This is a genomic window from Micromonospora sp. NPDC051196 (assembly GCF_040682415.1).
Taxonomy (GTDB): domain Bacteria; phylum Actinomycetota; class Actinomycetes; order Mycobacteriales; family Micromonosporaceae; genus Micromonospora.
This window is the reverse complement of sequence record NZ_JBFBAY010000001.1, coordinates 815,234-831,460: the sequence shown is the minus strand read 5'-3', so window position 1 is coordinate 831,460 and position 16,227 is coordinate 815,234. Positions and strand designations below refer to the sequence as shown.

Below are 16,227 nucleotides of genomic sequence, written 5' to 3'. Positions count from 1 at the left end.
ATTCTGCGCGCACGGTATGCCCTGTGCTGCCGGGACACAAACATTCGGTGGAAAAAAGCCCTTGTGTCGTAACGGATTCGCCCCCACCGGTGGCACCGGTGGGGGCGAAATCGGCGGCGGGACGCGGCGAACGGCTATGCGACCCGGGGCAGGAAGGACGGCCTGGTGGCCTCGAAAGTACTGATCTGCGCCTCGTGCCGAAGGGTGAGTCCAATGTCGTCCAAGCCCTCCATCAGCCGCCAGCGGCTGAAATCGTCGAGCGGGAACGACCACGTGGAGGCGCCGGCCTGGACCTGGCGGGTGGCCAGGTCCACGGTGATCGGGGTGTCCGGGGCGGCCTCGACCAGGCCCCAGATTTCCTCGACCGCTTTCAATTCCAGCTCTACCGGAAGCAACCCTTCCTTAAGAGCGTTGCCCCGGAAGATGTCGCCGAAGCCAGGTGCGATCACGACTCGGAACCCGTAGTCGCGCAGCGCCCAGACAGCGTGCTCGCGCGAGGACCCGGTGCCGAACTCCGGACCGGCGACGAGAATCGACGCCCCGGAATAAGATTGATCGTTCAGTACGAATCCCGGGTCCTCACGCCACGCGCTGAACAACCCGTCCGCGAAACCGGTACGGGTCACCCGCTTCAGGTAGACGGCCGGGATGATCTGATCCGTGTCCACGTCGGACCGACGCAGCGGCACGGCGGTGCCGGTGTGCACGGTGAACTTGTCCATCTGTCACAGCCCTTCTACAGATCGGCGGGAGCGGCCAGTCGGCCGGTCACTGCGGTCGCGGCGGCGACCGGCGGACTCACCAGGTGGGTGCGCCCACCCCGGCCCTGGCGACCCTCGAAGTTCCGGTTGGAGGTCGAGGCGGAGCGCTGCCCTGGTGAGAGCGTGTCCGGGTTCATGCCCAGGCACATCGAGCAGCCGGCGAAGCGCCACTCCGCACCGGCGTCGGTGAAGACCTTGTCCAGCCCCTCGGCCTCGGCGGCCTCCCGTACGGCGGCGGAGCCGGGCACCACCAGCATGCGTACGCCGTCGGCGACCCGGTGACCGCGCAGCACGTCCGCGGCGGCCCGCAGGTCCTCCAGCCGACCGTTGGTGCAGGAGCCGACGAAGACCACGTCGACGGCGAGGTCGCGCAGCGGCGTGCCCGGCCGCAGGTCCATGTACTCCAGCGCCCGACGGGCGGCGGCCCGCTCCGCGTCGGTGCCGAACTCGTCCGGCTCCGGCACGACCGCGCCCAGCGGTGCGCCCTGCCCCGGGTTGGTGCCCCAGGTCACGAACGGGGTGATCGACGCCGCGTCCAGGGTCACCTCGGCGTCGAAGGTCGCCCCCTCGTCAGTAGGCAGCGTCCGCCAGTAGGCGACCGCCGCGTCCCAGTCGGCGCCGCTGGGCGCGTTGGGCCGCCCCTTCAGGTACGCGAAGGTGGTCTCGTCCGGCGCGATCATGCCGGCCTTGGCGCCCCACTCGATCGACATGTTGGCGATGGTCATCCGGCCTTCCATGGACAGCGCCCGGATCGCCTCGCCGCGGTACTCGACGATGTGCCCGCGCCCGCCGCCGGTGCCGACCTTCGCGATCAGCGCGAGGACCAGGTCCTTCGCGGTGACGCCGGGACCGAGTTGACCGTTGACGGTGACCGCCATGGTCTTCGGTCGGCCCTGCGGCAGCGTCTGGGTGGCCAGCACGTGCTCGACCTCACTGGTGCCGATGCCGAACGCCAGGGCACCGAACGCGCCGTGGGTGGCGGTGTGCGAATCGCCACAGACGATGGTCATGCCGGGCTGGGTGAGCCCGAGCTGCGGGCCGATGACGTGCACGATGCCCTGGTTCTCGTCGCCCAGCGGGTGCAGCTTCACGCCGAACTCCGCACAGTTGCGGCGCAGCGTCTCGATCTGCGTACGCGAGGTGGGGTCGGCGATGGTGAGCAGGTCACCACGACGCTGCTGGAACGAGGGATCGGCGTACCCGGTCGGGGTGTTGTGGTCCTCGGTCGCGAGGGTGAGGTCGGTACGGCGCACCGGGCGCCCGGCGAGCCGCAGCCCGTCGAACGCCTGCGGGCTGGTCACCTCGTGCAGCAGGTGCAGGTCGATGAAGAGCAGATCGGGCTCTCCCGCGACAGACCGGACGACATGCGCGTCCCAGACCTTCTCGGCCAAGGTTCTCGGCTGAGTCGTGGCTCCCACCATCTGGACATCCTAAATTCTGGGAGGTAAATTTCGGCTTGTGGGACACAGTATGAGCGGTGTCGGCGTTCTCGACAAGGCGGTGGTCATCCTGGCCGCCTGTGTCGACGGCGCCAGCCTGGCCGAACTCGTTGAACGCACCAAGCTGCCCCGGGCCACTGCGCACCGGCTGGCGCAGGCGCTGGAGATCCACCGGATGCTGGTCCGGGACACCCAGGGCCGGTGGCGCCCCGGGCCGCGCCTGGGCGAGCTGGCCAACGCCGCGCCGGACGTGCTGCTGACCGCGGCCGAGCCGCTGTTGGCCGCGCTACGGGACGCCACCGGCGAAAGCGCCCAGCTCTACCTGCGCAGAGCGGACGAACGGATCTGTGTGGCCGCCGCCGAACGGGCCAGCGGACTGCGGGACACCGTCCCGGTCGGCTCGGTGCTGCCGATGATCGCCGGGTCAGCGGCCCAAATCCTGCTCGCCTGGGAGCCGCCCGAGGCGGTCATGCCGCTGCTGCCCCGGTCCAAGTTCACCGGCCGCACCCTGGCCGAGGTACGCCGTCGCGGCTGGGCGCAGAGCGTCGCCGAACGCGAGGCCGGAGTGGCCAGCGTCTCAGCCCCGATCCGCGACCGCACCGGCCGGGTGATCGCCGCTATCAGCATCTCCGGCCCCATCGAGCGCCTCGGCCGCCGCCCCGGCGAACGGCACGCCATGGCCGTGGTCCGCGCCGGCCAACGCCTCTCCGGCCTCTGATCCCGCCACCCCGCCCACCCTGTTGATCAAGAGGTTTGGGTCTACGAAGAGGTAGATCCGAGACGCAAACCTCTTGGTCGACTCGACAGGGAGGGGGCGGTGCCGGGGGATGGAAAAGCCCGTCTCGCCGATGGCGAGACGGGCTTTGTGTGGTAGCCCCGACCGGATTCGAACCGGCGCTACCGCCTTGAGAGGGCGGCGTCCTGGGCCGCTAGACGACGGGGCCAGAACTTTCCTGGTTCACCGCCGTTTCCGGCGGTGCGGCAGTAGTCTAGCGGCGACTTCCGCGCGCGGAATCAGCGGGGTGGGTGGCCCTCGACGCGTTGCCGGCAAGCCGGACCGGGGCGGCCCGCGAGCTGCTCGTCTGCGCGCGGACGGGTTAAACCGGCAGCCGCCGGCCGACCGGGTGAAGCGGCTGGCCGAAAAAAGCAGACGGCCCGTCCCGATGGGACGAGCCGTTACCTATCCGTAGCCCCGACCGGATTCGAACCGGCGCTACCGCCTTGAGAGGGCGGCGTCCTGGGCCGCTAGACGACGGGGCCAGAACACAAATGCGACACCACCTCAGCGGTGGTGCCGCCGAACTCTACCAGACCTCGCGACCGATTCCCTTGCGGAACATCGGTGCTGAACTCCACCAGAATCCAGCGGCCTCGGTTCTTACGAACCTCGGCAGCGCTGGGGTACCAGGACTCGAACCTAGACTAACTGAACCAGAATCAGTTGGGCTGCCAATTACCCCATACCCCATTGGCCCCTTGCGGCGCCGGGATCAAACTCTACCCTCCCGGCACCGGCAGGCCAAATCGACTTCCCCCAAACCGCACCTGACCTGCCGAAACTCCGGTCAGTTCGCGGCCAGCACCGGATTGGTCAGGTCGCCGATCCCCTCGATCCGGACGGTCACCGTATCCCCGTCCACGAGCGGGCTAACCCCCGCCGGGGTCCCGGTCAGCACGACGTCGCCCGGCAACAGGGTCATCACGTGCGAGATGTACGACACCAGGGCGGGCACGTCGAAGACCATGTCCCGGGTACGGCCCAGCTGTCGGACCTCCATCTCCTCCGGGTCGCGTCCCACCTCACACCGGATCTCCAGGTCGGCGACGTCGAGGCCGGTGGTGATCCAGGGCCCGATCGGGCAGAACGAGTCGAACCCCTTGGCCCGGGTCCACTGGCTGTCGGAGCGTTGCAGATCCCGGGCGGTGACGTCGTTGGCGCAGGCGTAGCCGAAGATGGCCCGCTGCGCCGCAGCCCGGTCGGCGCGACGTGCCCCGGGAGCGCCGATCACCACCGCCAGCTCCGCCTCGTGCTCGACCTGCTTGCTGAACTCGGGCAGCCGGATCGCGTCCCGGGGGCCGATGACGGAGGTGGAGGGCTTGAGAAACAGCAACGGCTCACTCGGCACCTCGCTGCCGTGTTCGGCGGCGTGCTCGGCGTAGTTGCGGCCGACGCAGACCACCTTGCTGGGCAGGATCGGCGAGAGCAGCCGGACATCGGACAGTGCCCAACGGACGCCACTGAACGTTATCTGGCCGAACGGGTGACCGGAGATCTCGGCAATGGTGAGCCCTTCCGGGCCCGCCTCCGGCTCCCCCTCGACGACTCCGAACGACATTCCCTTGGCATGAGCAAAACGAGCGATACGCACCAGGCCAATCTAGTGCGCTGCCCAGCAGCGGTGCCGGATCGCCGCCAACGTTGCTGGACCCACCGCACCGGCCGCCGGCCGGTCGGGTGCGGCAGCCTACCGCCGACGCTCGCCCCCGGTGCCGGATTCGCCGCTTCGTACCCGCCCGGCATCAGCGCCCACCTAGCGTCGGCTGCGGAGGTTCGTTCGTATGCCTGCATCGACACGACACCACAAGGCCCTCGCGGCGATCGTGCACTGCGTGGGGTTTCTCACCGCCGCCCTACCGGCGCTGCCGGCGCTCACCACGGACGCCGCGGCGGCCGGGCACCCGTACCCGGCAGCGGCGACGGCCGAGCCCACGATGCCCTCGGCGCCACCGGCCGTACCCACTCCGACGAGACTCGCCTCGCCGGCTCCCGCGCCGAAGGTCAGCGTGATGGTCGCGCCGGCGAGCACCGCCCAGCCGGGCTACCGCATCGAGGTCCGCAACGCCGGCAACGCCCCGGTGGACACCACGGTGCGCCAGGAGCTGCCCCAGGGAGTCTCGGCGACCGCGATCAGCGCCGGCGGTCGGGAGGTACGCCCCGGCGGGTCCACGGCGACGGAGGTGACCTGGCGGCTGAAGTTGCCGCCGCGGAGCACCACCAAACTGGACACCACGCTCACCAGCGGGGCGGCGCAGCAGCCGGTGACCGCCCCGGCGTGTGCCTTCGCCGTCGACGGTCGCCAGCCGTACGACTGCGCGACCGCCACCTGGACGGCCCCGAACGCTACCGCGGCACCGACCGAGCAGACCTCGGGGTGGCGCGATCAGGCACCCGCGCTGCTGGCTGGTGCGGCGGTGCTGCTGGTACTGAGCGGGCTGGCGTTCGCCACCTGGCGGCATCGGCGGCCCCCGGTCGCGGCTGCTCTCGCATCGGACGGGCCGGGCCGGGTATACCCCCGGCCGGCCGCGCCTCGGCCGACTGCGCGCCGACGCACCCCGCCGGTCTGGCTGATCGTGCCGGTGGCCGCGACGGTGCTGATGGCCACGATCGGCATGGTCGCGTGGACCGCCACCCGACGGGTTGCCGCGATCGACACCGACAGCCAGCCGACCAACGGAGCATGGAAGGGCACCGGGGTCAGCGGCGGGCTGGGTGTGCCGCTGCGGGAGGACGCGTTCGAATTCACCGTGTACCGGATGACCTGCGATCCCGGCCAGGGCGCCCGGCAGTGCCAGGCCACCGTCGGGGTCCGGAACATGACCCTGGAACACCACAGCTGGCACGGCAAGCTGCAACGGGCGTACCTGGCGGACGGCAACTGGGTCACCACCGACGAGCAGGCCACCCGGCGGGCCAACCAGGGGCGGGACGTCTTCGCCGAGCCGATGGCCGCCGGCAGCCGGCTGGTGCTGCCGCTGGTCTTCACCGTCGACCGCGGCGAGGCACCGCAGCGACTGGAACTGCGTAGCGGGGTCTTCTCCGCCGGGGTGCGGGTGGACGTGCCCTGACCAGCGGGCAGGCGGCGGTCGTACCCTTGGACGGTGACCGTCGCCCCCGCCCCCACCGGGTCCGACACGACCCGGAAACCGGCGACCTGCCTGCCGGCTGCCGCCTGGATGCCGCGCGCACGGGCGCACGAGGAGCGTGCCGATTCGCTGACCGCCGCACACCGCAGGCGCAGGGCGGCGAAGGAACGCCACGCGATCGACGACTTCCTCTACGAGTACTACGGCACCAGGCCGTCGGTGCTACGGCGCTGGCACCCCGGGGTGGGGGTCCGGCTGGAGCCCGGACCGGACGGCCCGGCACCGAACGGGCAATGGCGTTGGTACGCCACCGACTCCGACGGTCTGGTCGGCCTCGACGCGGCGGCGTTCCTCGCCGACCGGGCCGAATCAGTACGTTTCATCGAGCGACTGCTGTCCTCGATCGCCGCTCGCCCGGCGTTCACCGGCTGCTTCGGGTTGCACGAGTGGGCGATGGTCTACCGCCAACGCGAGCACCGGCACCCGCTGCCTCTGCGACTCGGCCAGGCGGGCACCGACGCGGTGGTCGAGGACCATCAGATCCGCTGTTCGCACTTTGACGCGTTCCGGTTCTTCACCCCCGACGCCGTCGACCTCAACCGGCTGCGCCCCACCCGGGCGAGTCAGGTCGACCTCGACCAGCCGGGCTGCCTGCACGCCGCGATGGACTGCCACAAGTGGGCGGCCAAGCTCGGCCCTGCGGTCCCCGGTGAGCTGGCCCTGGACTGCTTCGAGTTGGCGAGGGACATCCGGCTGCTCGACATGCAGGCCTCCCCGTACGACCTCTCGGCCTATGGGCAGCCGGCGGTGGCCATCGAGACGCCGGAGGGCAAGGCCGAGTACGTGACTCGGCAACGCGAGTTCGCGCAGCGGTCCGGGCAGCTCCGGGCTCGGCTGATCGAGGTCTGCGCGACGCTGCTCGACGGGGTGTAGTCACCAGCGACGGCAAGCGCATGACCACCCCGCAGCCCGGGGATCGGCAAGACCGGGCCGGGATCCGGGGCCACCCGTATCGGAGCGGCCCCGGACCGGCGGTCACGACCGGGAGCAGTGTGCTGTCGGAGCGGTGTTGGTGGTGCCGACGGAGGCCAGGAAGCCGAAGGTGGTCTCCGTACCGGGCGACAACGCACCGTTCCAGCCGGCATTTCGGGCGGTGACGACCGAGCCGCTCTGGGTCACCTCGGCGCTCCATGCCTGGTTGACCCGCTGACCGTCGGCGAAGTCGAGCCGGACCACCCAACCGGCGAGAGCAGTGGCACCGTTGTTGCGTACCGTCACCTCCGCCTGGAATCCGCCTTGCCATTGGCCGACAAGGCGGTAGCTGGCGACGCAGCCTCCCGGCGCCGGTGTCGGGGTCGCGGTGGCCGTCGGGGTGGGCGTAGCCGTCGGGGTGGGCGTAACGGTGGGCGTCGGCGTGGGCGTCGGGATTCCGGTCAGGGCCGCCACCAGGGCCGGGTACCACCGGTCGGACATCTTCTGGTCGCCGGCGGCGTTGGGGTGCACCCCGTCGTAGGTGTCGGTGGCGGTGTTGAAGCCGGTCCACTGGTCCACCACGACGATCGGCGACTGCGTGGTGGTCTTGCCCGCCGCCCAGCCGTCGATGGCGTTGTTGAGGGCGACAGCGCGCTGACCGCACTCCGGGCAACTGCTCGGCGCCATTGGGATGATCTTCGCGACCAGGATGCGCATGGCGGGGTTGCTGGCCCGCATCTGATCCACCAGCCTGCCGTACGCGGCGAGGATCGTGGCGGGGGCGATGTTGCTCCACACGTCGTTGGTGCCGAAGTGCATGAGCACGATGTCCGGCCGGGTCGCCGAGAGCCAGCCCGGGAGCAGATTCTGGTTGGCCACGTTGGTGACCAGGTAACCGCCATGGCCCTCGTTGTCACCGTCGTACGGCTGGCCGCAGCCCTGTGGGCCGAGCGTGCCGACGAAGTCGATGGCGGAGTGGCCGGCGGTCTGGAGGCGGTTCCAGAGCAGCGACCGCCAGCAGCCCGGTGAACCGGTGATGGAGTCACCGAGCGGCATGATCCGTACCGGATCGGCCAGCGCTGCCGACGCGGCGGCCAGCACCGGTCGGTCCGGCGCTGCGGGGTCAGTGGGGTCGGCGAGCGGGGCCAGCGGCGCGGACCAGGCGGTAATGGCGAGGATGACGGCCGCGAACCCGGCGGCAGCGTTGCGTAGAGACCTACGGAGCATGGTGGAGGGACTCCTGTCACGTGTCGAAGTACGGTGTGACGGCCCTGGCGCTCCCGCGGGCATTCAATCAACAAAGATGAAAATCATCAATGTTTGCGCTCTCATGACCGGCTCGGCTAGTCGCCGTCCACCCGGCGATCGCGCTTACGCTGGGAACGGCGCTTCTTGTCGGCCAGCCGCCGCTCCTTGGCGGCCCGCGACGGTCTGGTCGGCCGACGCGGCGGCGGCGGTGGGGCGACCGCCTCGCGCAGCAGGGCGACCAACCGCTCCCGCGCCGCTTCCCGGTTGGCCAACTGGGCCCGGTGCTCACTGGCGGCGATGGTCAACACGCCGTCGACCAGCCGTCCGGCGAGCCGGTCCAGCGCGCGTGCCCGCAGCGACTCCGGCAGGCTGGGCGAGCCGGCCAGGTCGAAGCTCAGCTCCACCCTGGAGTCGGCGGTGTTGACGCCCTGCCCGCCCGGCCCGGATGACCGGGAGAAGCGCTCCCGCAGTTCGGCAGCGGGCACGACCCACCGAGCGGTCACCCGCAGTCCGTCGTCCACGCCCTGAGGCTAGCGCCCCGGACGCTCATCAGGAGTGCTGCTCGGATTCGGCGGCGAGGGCGCCGAACCGTCTTCCCCACCGGCGGCGGCATAGGCCACCGCCCCGATCAGCAACAACAGGATCACCCCGATCTTCGTGGTGACCACTTTGATCAACAACCAGGCGGCACGACGAGCGCCCGGCACGGTCTTCTTGGCGGTCTGGTAGTCGTTCCACCCCCGCCGGGCGCGGGCGTACGACGACCCCACGCCACTTCCGATGATGAGGCCCACCAGCAGGAGGGCCGCGATGAGAGGACGCTCCACCCACGCCAGTATCCATACTCAGCGTAATATTTCCATTCTCCGATCATCGATCGCCGGAATCCGACAGTTCGCCCGATCTCCCCGTAATCGGACAGTCACTCTGGGTAGTTTCAGCCGCCCTTGCCGATGATCGTGTCGGCGGTCTGCTGCACCTGCTCGATGGGGATGGCGAAGCCGATGCCGATCGAACCGTTGCCGTCGATGGTGGCGATGGCGGTGTTCACCCCGACCACCTCGCCCCGGGCGTTGACCAGCGGGCCACCGGAGTTTCCCGGGTTGATCGAGGCGTCGGTCTGCACCGCCCGGTGCCGGTTGTCCCCGAGGCGCACCTGACGGTCGAGCGCGCTGACGATGCCGGCGGTGACCGTGCCGGGCAGCCCAAGCGGCGACCCGACGGCCAGCACCGGCTCACCGACGCGGGTCGAGCCCGGCTTGGCCAGCGGCAGCGACGTCAGCCCGGCAGACGCCGGCACCTTCAGCACCGCGAGATCGCTGCCCGGCTCCCGGCCGACCACCTGCGCGCTGAACCGGCGGCCGTCCGGCAGCTCCACCGTCACCGGGCCACCGCGCCCCTTGGCCAGGATGTGGTCGTTGGTGATGATGTGCTGCTCGGCGTCGACGGCGAAGCCGGACCCGGTGGCCCCACCCACCAGCACCGACACCACCCCGGGCACGGTCTTCTCGGCGGCGGTGACCAGTTCGGCCGGCACCGGCGCGGCCGACGCCGCTGCCGGTCCGGGAGCACCCCGGCTGGCCACCCAACCCCCGGCCACCGCCCCCGAGCCTGTCGACAGCGCCAGCACCGCCAGCCCGGTCATCAGTCGGCGACGCCAGCCCCACGCCGCCCCGTCGCGCGCCCCGGTGCCTCCCCCCGTCCCGTCCCGACCGTTCGGGTCAAGCTCCGGCGAGACGAACCAGGGCCCACGGGGCTCACCCAGTCCGGTCTGCACTGCCATACGTACGCTCCTCACGTGTGCGGCCGCTGCTGCGGAGGTCGTGCCGGGGCGATACCGGCCGGCGGTACGCGGTCAGGGCAGGCGGGAGAACCAGCGCATCGAGCCGTACGCCGCGCCCATCGCGAACACCAACCCGAGCCCGATGAACCGGGCCGAGATGTCCTGCCGTTCCTTGCGCCAGCCCACCGAACTGCCGATGTCGTCGTAGACGGCACGCAACTCGTCGCTCGTGCCGGCCTGGTGGAAGGCGCCCCCGGTCTGCTCGGCCACGGCCTGCAACGTCTCCCCGTCCACCGGCACCTGGATCGGCCGTCCGCCCCGGTCCACGAACCCACTCGGCGTACCGAACGAGATCGTGTGCACCGGCACCTCGAAGGCGACCGCCTCGGCGGCGGCCTCCATCGGATCCATGCCCGAGGTGTTCGCGCCGTCGGAGAGCACGATGATCCGGGCCGGCGGCGGTTGCGTGGTGGCCTGCTCGTCCAATGCCTTGACCGCGCCCAGTGAGGTGCTGATCGCCTCGCCGATCGCCGTGCCCTGCACCCCGGTTATCCCCTCCGCGAGACGTTTGATCCCGTCGTGCAGCGCCTCCCGGTCGGTGCTCGGCGGTACCAGCACGGCGGCGCTGCCGGCGAAGGCCACCAACCCGACGTTGAACTCCCTGGGCAGGCCGTCGACGAACCCCCGGGCGGCGCTCTTGGCCGCGCTGAGCCGATCCGGGTCGACGTCGGTGGCGAGCATCGAGGTGGAGACGTCCACGGCGACCATCACGGTGGCGCGTTCCCGGGGCACCCGGACCTCGGCCGTCGGCCGGGCGAAGCCGACCACGAGCAACGCCAGCATGGCCAGGAAGAGACCGGCCGGCAAGTGCCGGCGCCAGGTCGGGCGCTGGGGTGCCACCCGGTCGAGCAGCCGCAGGTTGGTGAAGCGGACGGCGTACCGGCTGCGGCGACGCTGCGCCACCAGGTAGGCCACGGCCAGCGCGGCCACCCCGAGCAGCAGCCAGAGCCGGACGGGCGACTGCCAGATCATGCGGCACCTCCCCGTCTCGGTGCGGCCGGGGCCAGGGCCAGTCGGCGCTGGGCGTGCACGTGCCGCACGATGTCGGTCGCCCAGTCCCGGTCGGTACGCAACGCGAGATGGGCTGCGCCGGCCCGACGCAGCGCCTGCCGGAGCTGGTCACGCTGGGCGGCGGCGGCGGTCGCGTACCGCTCGCGCAGGCCGGGGTCGCCGGTCCAGACCTCGCGGCGTGCACCGGTCTCGGGATCGGCGAGTGTGATCAGTCCGACGTCCGGCAGTTCCAGTTCGCGCGGATCGACGATCTCCACCGCGAGCACCTGGTGCCGCACGGCCAACCGGCGCAGCGGGCGCTCCCAGGCGGCCGGTGACCGTGGGTCGTCGGGCAGGCCGTCGAGGAAGTCCGAGATCACCACCACCAGACCTCGCCGGTGGGCCGTCCGCTGCACCGCCCCCAACCCGGCGGACAGGTCGGTCTCGTCGGTGCTCGGGCGGGCGTCCGGGTGGTGACCGGTCTGCCGGGGGGCGGCCAGCAACCCGCGCAGCAGCCCGATCAGATGGCTGCGTCCGCCCCGGGCCGGCACCCGATGCAGCCCGTACGGCGTGAGCACCTGCGCGCCGAGGCGGTTGCCCGACCCGGCGGTGAGGAAGCCGATGGTGGCCACCGCCGCCACGGCCAGTTCCCGCTTGTCCAGTTCGGCGGTGCCGTACTCCATGCTGGGGCTGGCGTCGACCAGCAGCCAGGTGGTCAGCTCCCGATCGGCGTCCACCTCCCGTACGTGCGGGACGGCGGTACGGGCGGTCACCGACCAGTCCATCCGGCGTACCTCGTCCTCGCCGGGCCGGTACTCGCGGCTGCCGGCGGGTTCGCTGCCCGGCCCGGGCAGCAGCCCATGACGCTCGCCGTGCAGCAGTCCGTCGAGGCGCCGGGTGACGGTGAGTTCGAGCCGGCGCAGCCGCTGGTTCGGGGTGAGGTCGGTGAGCGTCGGGTCCGCCGGTCCGGGCACCGGGACGCGACCCCGTCTCATCACGCGGCCGCCAGATCGGCGGCGTACTCCGGCTGGTTGCTGGCCACCCTGGGCAGCGGCACCACCTCGACCAGTCGGCGTACCACCGACTCCGCGCTCACCCCGTCGGCGACCGCGTCGAAGGAGAGCACCAGCCGGTGGGCCAGCACGTCCACGGCCAACTGCCGGACGTCGTCGGGCAGCACGTACTCCCGGCCGCGAAGCAGGGCCTGGGCCCGCGCGGCGGCGACCAGGCCGAGCGTGGCGCGCGGACTGGCACCGTACGCGAGCAGTGGGGCGATCTCCGGCAGGCCGTACCGGGCCGGTTCGCGGGTGGCCAGGATGAGTCGGACCACGTACTCGGCGATGGCGTGATGGACGAAGACCTGGCGGGCGCGGAGCTGGAGTTCGCGCAACCGGTCCGGCCGCAGTACCTGGTGTGCCCGGGGGCGGTCGGCGCTCATCCGGTAGAGAATGGCCAGCTCGTCGGCGCCGTCGGGATAGTCGACGACGATCTTCATGAGGAAGCGGTCCCGCTGCGCCTCGGGCAGCTGGTAGACCCCCTCCGACTCGATCGGGTTCTGGGTGGCCAGCACGAGGAAGGGCTCCGGCACCCGGTAGCTACGCCCGCCGATCGAGACCTGACGCTCGGCCATCGCCTCCAGCAGCGCCGACTGCACCTTTGCCGGAGCCCGGTTGATCTCGTCGGCCAACACCAGGTTGGCCATGATCGGACCGAGTTCGACGTCGAAGCTCTCTTTCGAGGCCCGGTAGATGCGGGTGCCGACGATGTCCGAGGGCACCAGGTCGGGGGTGAACTGGATCCGGGAGAAGGTGCCGCCGACGACGGTCGCAAGGGTCTGCGCGGCCAGTGTCTTGGCCACCCCGGGAACGCCTTCCAGCAGGCAGTGCCCGTCCGCGAGCAGGGCGATGAGCAGGCGTTCGACGAGCTGGTCCTGCCCGACGATCACCCGTCTGACCTCGTTGAGCGTCTGGTCCAGCTCCGCTGCGGTCGCGTCCGGATCGGCCGGGCTGGGCAGGCTGGCCATGGTGTCCGAGATGTCCGTCACGGTGCTTGCTTCCCGAGGCGGCCGTCGGACAAACGTCGGAATTTCCGGCTGTCGGGCACCCAGACCGCATGGTGGGCACCGTTACGTCCTGGACCATGCCGGACCACCCAGAGTCGGCTCGGGCGGCACCGTCGGTAGGTAACCGGGCGCGGCGTGGGCCGGTCGCATCGCACAGATGAGCCTGGCGAACAATTGTGAAAAGTGAAGCGGTGGTCATTCACGAGATGCGGTCGACCAGCGCCTTCCGCGCTTTCGGGGCGCTGCGCACACCGGCGGACCAGTAGCCTCCAGGCCGTGAAGATCACCGCAGGGCGTCCACGGGTAGGCACCGCGATCTGCTGGCTCGCCGTCGCACCGGGCGCCGGCTGGGCGCTCGCCCGCCTGGGGGGCCTGGACCGCGGACCCCTGGTGCAGTTGTTGGCGTTCACGCCGTACGCGGTGCTCGGAAGCCTGGTGCCGCTGCTGCTCGCGCTCGCCCTACGGCGCCGCTGGCCGGCCGTGGTCGCGGCGGTGACCACCGCGACGCTGATCGCGGTGGTGGCGCCCCGGACGCTGCCCTCGGCGCAACCGGCGGCCACCGGGCCGACGGTACGACTGCTCACCGCCAACCTGCTGGCCGGCGCCGCCGACCCGGCCACGGTGGTCGAGTCGGTCCGCACCGAGCGGGTCGACGTACTGGTCGTGCAGGAGTTCACCCCGTCGGTCGAGGCCGAACTGGACCGACTCGGCCTCGACCGGCTGCTGCCGTACCGGCAACTCAACCCGGTGATCGGCACGCCCGGCTCGGGACTGTACTCCCGGCATCCGATCAGCGCCGGCGGCATCCGGACGCTGCGCGGTGGCTGGGGCTTCACTCAGGCGTACGCCACGGTGGCCGTGCCGGGTGCACCCGAGGTACGCGTCGAGTCGGCGCACCCGTCGGCGCCGTACGCGCTGGACCAGACGGGTTACTGGCGCGACGACCTGACCGCCCAACCACCGGCCACTCCCCACGGGCCACTGAGCATCCTCGCCGGCGACTTCAACGCCACCCTCGATCACGGGCCACTTCGTGCCCTGCTGCGCACCGGGTACGTCGACGCCGCCGCAGCGGTCGGCGCCGGGCTCACCGGGACCTGGGGGCCGTACGACGGCAGCCTGATCCCGCCCGTCACGATCGACCATGTGCTGGTCGATCGACGCATCGCGGTACGCGACCTGGACGTGCGTGCGCTGCCCGGCAGTGACCACCGCATGCTCCTGGCCGAACTGCGCCTGCCCGCATCTCCCCGCGCCGACGGTGGACGTTAACAAGGGGCCCCTGCTCTACCGCAGGCGTTGACAGGGGCCCTTCCTTACGTCCTTACATCCTTACTTCCGGTCCAGGCCGTAGGTGAGGGCGTCGACCAGGGCGTGCCAGCTCGCCTCGACCACGTTGGGGTGCACACCGACCGTGGTCCAGCCGTCGCCACGACCATCCGCAGTCTCGACCAGCACCCGGGTCACCGCGCCGGTGCCGTGGCTGCCCTCCAGGATGCGCACCTTGTAGTCGGCCAGCTCGAAGTTCCGCAGCTCCGGGTAGTGTCCACCGAGGCCGACCCGCAGCGCCTCGTCGAGGGCGTTGACCGGGCCGTTGCCCTCCGCCGTGGCGATCACCCGCTCGCCGCGTACCCGGATCTTCACCGTCGCCTCGGAGACCACCGCGCCGTCCTCGCGGTGCTCGACCAGCACCCGGTACGACTCCAACGCGAACGGCCGCACCGGCGCGGCGTCCGGCAGTTCGGAGCGGACCAGCAGCTCGAACGAGGCGTCCGCGGCCTCGAACGACCAGCCGCCGGCCTCCAGTTCCTTGACCCGGTTGGTGACCCGGGACAGGGTCTCCGGATGGCCGGCCAGATCCAGCCCGAGCTCGCGGCTCTTGAGCTCGATGCTGGCCCGGCCGGCCATCTCGGTGACCAGGATCCGCATGTCGTTGCCGACCACCTCGGGTTCGATGTGGTTGTAGAGCAGCGGATCCACCTTGATCGCACTCGCGTGCAGTCCCGCCTTGTGGGCGAAGGCCGCGGCCCCGGCGTAAGCCTGGTGGGTGTCGGGGGCGATGTTCGCGATCTCGGCGATGGCGTGGGAGACCCGCACCATCTGTTCCAGGCAGCCCTCCGGTAGGACCGGCAGCCCGAGCTTGAGTTGGAGGTTCGCGACGACCGCGAAGAGGTCGGCGTTGCCCGGCCGCTCGCCGTACCCGTTGGCGGTGCCCTGCACGTGGCGGACCCCGGCCTCCACGGCGGCGATGGTGTTGGCGACCGCGCAGGCGGTGTCGTTCTGGGCGTGCATGCCGAGCACCTCGGGTGCGACGCCGATGCGGTCGGTCAGGTCGGTGATGGCTGCGGTCACCTGCGACGGCAGCATGCCGCCGTTGGTGTCGCAGAGCACGAACCGCTCGGCGCCCGCGGCGAGGGCGGTCTCCACCACCGACGCCGTGTACGCCGGGTCGTGGCGGTAGCCGTCGTAGAAGTGTTCGCCGTCGACGAAGACGCGGCGCCCCTCCGCGACCAGATGGGTGACCGTGTCGTGGATCATCGCCAGGTTCTCCTTGGCGGTGGTACGCAGCGCCCGCTCCACATGGCGCAGGTCGGCCTTGGCGACCAGGGCGATCGCCGGGGTCTGCGCGTCCAGCAGGCCACGCACCTGCGGGTCGTCGGCGGCGACCGCACCGGCCCGGCGGGTTGCGCCGAAGGCGACCAGCACCGCGTGCCGCAGGTCCAGTTCGGTACGCGCCCGGCGGAAGAACTCGGTGTCCTTGGGCACCGCACCCGGCCACCCGCCCTCGATGAAGCCGACGCCGAACTCGTCGAGCAGCCGGGCCACCGCGAGCTTGTCGACCACCGAGTAACTGACCCCCTCGCGCTGGGCACCGTCGCGCAGGGTCGTGTCGTAGACCTGGAACGTCATGGGGATCCCTTCATCGGGCATCGGCAGGCGCAACAAAAAGACCCCCCGCGGCTGCGGGAGGTCTGCGCGCTCGGCGGAGGGGAGGCCGGCGCGCTAGTTGTCAATAATCCGGGCAGTGCTGGTCACGCTCTGCACTCT

Annotated in this window: 15 protein-coding genes and 3 tRNA genes; 4 read left to right on the top strand and 14 right to left on the bottom strand. The window is 71.1% G+C overall.

The window, feature by feature from the left end; all coding sequences use genetic code 11:
• Positions 1-134 precede the first annotated feature (134 nt).
• Both leuD and leuC read right to left on the bottom strand, forming a co-directional pair.
• Positions 135-722, bottom strand: coding sequence for a 3-isopropylmalate dehydratase small subunit (gene leuD, locus AB0M35_RS03805; protein ID WP_363741063.1), 588 nt, complete (start codon positions 720-722; stop codon positions 135-137).
• Between the two features lie 14 nt (positions 723-736).
• Positions 737-2,182: a 3-isopropylmalate dehydratase large subunit gene (gene leuC / locus AB0M35_RS03800; protein ID WP_363741061.1), complete on the bottom strand. Its 1,446-nt coding sequence runs from the start codon at positions 2,180-2,182 to the stop codon at positions 737-739.
• A gap of 49 nt (positions 2,183-2,231) precedes the next feature.
• Between leuC and AB0M35_RS03795 the strand changes: the two genes are divergently transcribed.
• Positions 2,232-2,918, top strand: a complete 687-nt coding sequence (locus AB0M35_RS03795) for an IclR family transcriptional regulator (protein WP_092373513.1) — start codon at positions 2,232-2,234, stop codon at positions 2,916-2,918.
• 150 nt (positions 2,919-3,068) lie between these two features.
• Here AB0M35_RS03795 and AB0M35_RS03790 read toward each other — a convergent pair.
• The 4 genes from AB0M35_RS03790 to AB0M35_RS03775 all read right to left on the bottom strand — a co-directional run bounded on the left by AB0M35_RS03790 (position 3,069) and on the right by AB0M35_RS03775 (position 4,569).
• Positions 3,069-3,144, bottom strand: a tRNA-Glu gene (locus AB0M35_RS03790).
• A 243-nt stretch (positions 3,145-3,387) separates the two neighbouring features.
• Positions 3,388-3,460 (bottom strand) — tRNA-Glu (locus AB0M35_RS03785).
• Between the two features lie 136 nt (positions 3,461-3,596).
• Positions 3,597-3,668: transfer RNA gene (locus AB0M35_RS03780), tRNA-Gln, on the bottom strand.
• A gap of 97 nt (positions 3,669-3,765) precedes the next feature.
• Positions 3,766-4,569 (bottom strand): fumarylacetoacetate hydrolase family protein, encoded by an 804-nt coding sequence (locus AB0M35_RS03775; protein ID WP_363741059.1) that lies wholly within the window; start codon positions 4,567-4,569, stop codon positions 3,766-3,768.
• A 190-nt stretch (positions 4,570-4,759) separates the two neighbouring features.
• Here AB0M35_RS03775 and AB0M35_RS03770 point away from each other — a divergent pair, with 190 nt between their 5' ends.
• Positions 4,760-6,046, top strand: a complete 1,287-nt coding sequence (locus AB0M35_RS03770; protein WP_363741057.1) for a hypothetical protein — start codon at positions 4,760-4,762, stop codon at positions 6,044-6,046.
• A gap of 108 nt (positions 6,047-6,154) precedes the next feature.
• Positions 6,155-6,997 carry a 3-methyladenine DNA glycosylase gene (locus tag AB0M35_RS03765; protein ID WP_363741896.1) on the top strand — a complete coding sequence of 281 codons (843 nt, stop codon included), beginning with the start codon at positions 6,155-6,157 and terminating at the stop codon, positions 6,995-6,997.
• 102 nt (positions 6,998-7,099) lie between these two features.
• Here the strand turns inward: AB0M35_RS03765 and AB0M35_RS03760 are convergent, their stop codons facing one another.
• From AB0M35_RS03760 to AB0M35_RS03730, 7 genes are all read right to left on the bottom strand, one after another.
• Entirely contained in the window at positions 7,100-8,263 is a 1,164-nt protein-coding gene (locus AB0M35_RS03760; protein WP_363741055.1) for a cellulose binding domain-containing protein, read from the bottom strand.
• A 116-nt stretch (positions 8,264-8,379) separates the two neighbouring features.
• The gene (gene arfB / locus AB0M35_RS03755; protein WP_363741053.1) at positions 8,380-8,805 is read right to left on the bottom strand and encodes an alternative ribosome rescue aminoacyl-tRNA hydrolase ArfB; all 426 of its coding nucleotides are present in this window, start codon (positions 8,803-8,805) and stop codon (positions 8,380-8,382) included.
• Positions 8,806-8,814: 9 nt separating this feature from the next.
• A complete protein-coding gene (locus AB0M35_RS03750; protein WP_363741051.1) occupies positions 8,815-9,111 on the bottom strand; it encodes a hypothetical protein in 297 nt (98 codons plus the stop codon).
• A 110-nt stretch (positions 9,112-9,221) separates the two neighbouring features.
• Positions 9,222-10,067, bottom strand: a complete 846-nt coding sequence (locus tag AB0M35_RS03745) for a trypsin-like peptidase domain-containing protein (RefSeq protein ID WP_363741049.1) — start codon at positions 10,065-10,067, stop codon at positions 9,222-9,224.
• 72 nt (positions 10,068-10,139) lie between these two features.
• Positions 10,140-11,099, bottom strand: a complete 960-nt coding sequence (locus tag AB0M35_RS03740) for a VWA domain-containing protein (RefSeq protein WP_363741047.1) — start codon at positions 11,097-11,099, stop codon at positions 10,140-10,142.
• A complete protein-coding gene (locus AB0M35_RS03735; RefSeq protein ID WP_363741045.1) occupies positions 11,096-12,112 on the bottom strand; it encodes a DUF58 domain-containing protein in 1,017 nt (338 codons plus the stop codon). The genes AB0M35_RS03740 and AB0M35_RS03735 overlap by 4 nt, the downstream gene beginning before the upstream one ends.
• Positions 12,112-13,161, bottom strand: coding sequence for a MoxR family ATPase (locus tag AB0M35_RS03730; RefSeq protein WP_363741044.1), 1,050 nt, complete (start codon positions 13,159-13,161; stop codon positions 12,112-12,114). The genes AB0M35_RS03735 and AB0M35_RS03730 overlap by 1 nt, the downstream gene beginning before the upstream one ends.
• Before the next feature lie 294 nt (positions 13,162-13,455).
• Here AB0M35_RS03730 and AB0M35_RS03725 point away from each other — a divergent pair, with 294 nt between their 5' ends.
• A complete protein-coding gene (locus AB0M35_RS03725) occupies positions 13,456-14,451 on the top strand; it encodes an endonuclease/exonuclease/phosphatase family protein (protein WP_363741043.1) in 996 nt (331 codons plus the stop codon).
• A 60-nt stretch (positions 14,452-14,511) separates the two neighbouring features.
• Here the strand turns inward: AB0M35_RS03725 and cimA are convergent, their stop codons facing one another.
• A complete protein-coding gene (cimA, locus tag AB0M35_RS03720; RefSeq protein WP_363741041.1) occupies positions 14,512-16,089 on the bottom strand; it encodes a citramalate synthase in 1,578 nt (525 codons plus the stop codon).
• Positions 16,090-16,227 lie beyond the last annotated feature (138 nt).

Excerpts from the sequence above, each read along its gene's own strand:
- AB0M35_RS03735 (WP_363741045.1), bottom strand. The coding sequence starts at position 12,112 with ATGAGACGGGGTCGCGTCCCGGTGCCCGGACCGGCGGACCCGACGCTC.
- AB0M35_RS03795 (WP_092373513.1), top strand. The coding sequence starts at position 2,232 with ATGAGCGGTGTCGGCGTTCTCGACAAGGCGGTGGTCATCCTGGCCGCC.
- leuC (WP_363741061.1), bottom strand. The coding sequence starts at position 2,182 with ATGGTGGGAGCCACGACTCAGCCGAGAACCTTGGCCGAGAAGGTCTGG.
- cimA (WP_363741041.1), bottom strand. The coding sequence starts at position 16,089 with ATGACGTTCCAGGTCTACGACACGACCCTGCGCGACGGTGCCCAGCGC.
- leuD (WP_363741063.1), bottom strand. The coding sequence starts at position 722 with ATGGACAAGTTCACCGTGCACACCGGCACCGCCGTGCCGCTGCGTCGG.
- AB0M35_RS03740 (WP_363741047.1), bottom strand. The coding sequence starts at position 11,099 with ATGATCTGGCAGTCGCCCGTCCGGCTCTGGCTGCTGCTCGGGGTGGCC.
- AB0M35_RS03765 (WP_363741896.1), top strand. The coding sequence starts at position 6,155 with ATGCCGCGCGCACGGGCGCACGAGGAGCGTGCCGATTCGCTGACCGCC.
- AB0M35_RS03760 (WP_363741055.1), bottom strand. The coding sequence starts at position 8,263 with ATGCTCCGTAGGTCTCTACGCAACGCTGCCGCCGGGTTCGCGGCCGTC.
- AB0M35_RS03770 (WP_363741057.1), top strand. The coding sequence starts at position 4,760 with ATGCCTGCATCGACACGACACCACAAGGCCCTCGCGGCGATCGTGCAC.
- AB0M35_RS03745 (WP_363741049.1), bottom strand. The coding sequence starts at position 10,067 with ATGGCAGTGCAGACCGGACTGGGTGAGCCCCGTGGGCCCTGGTTCGTC.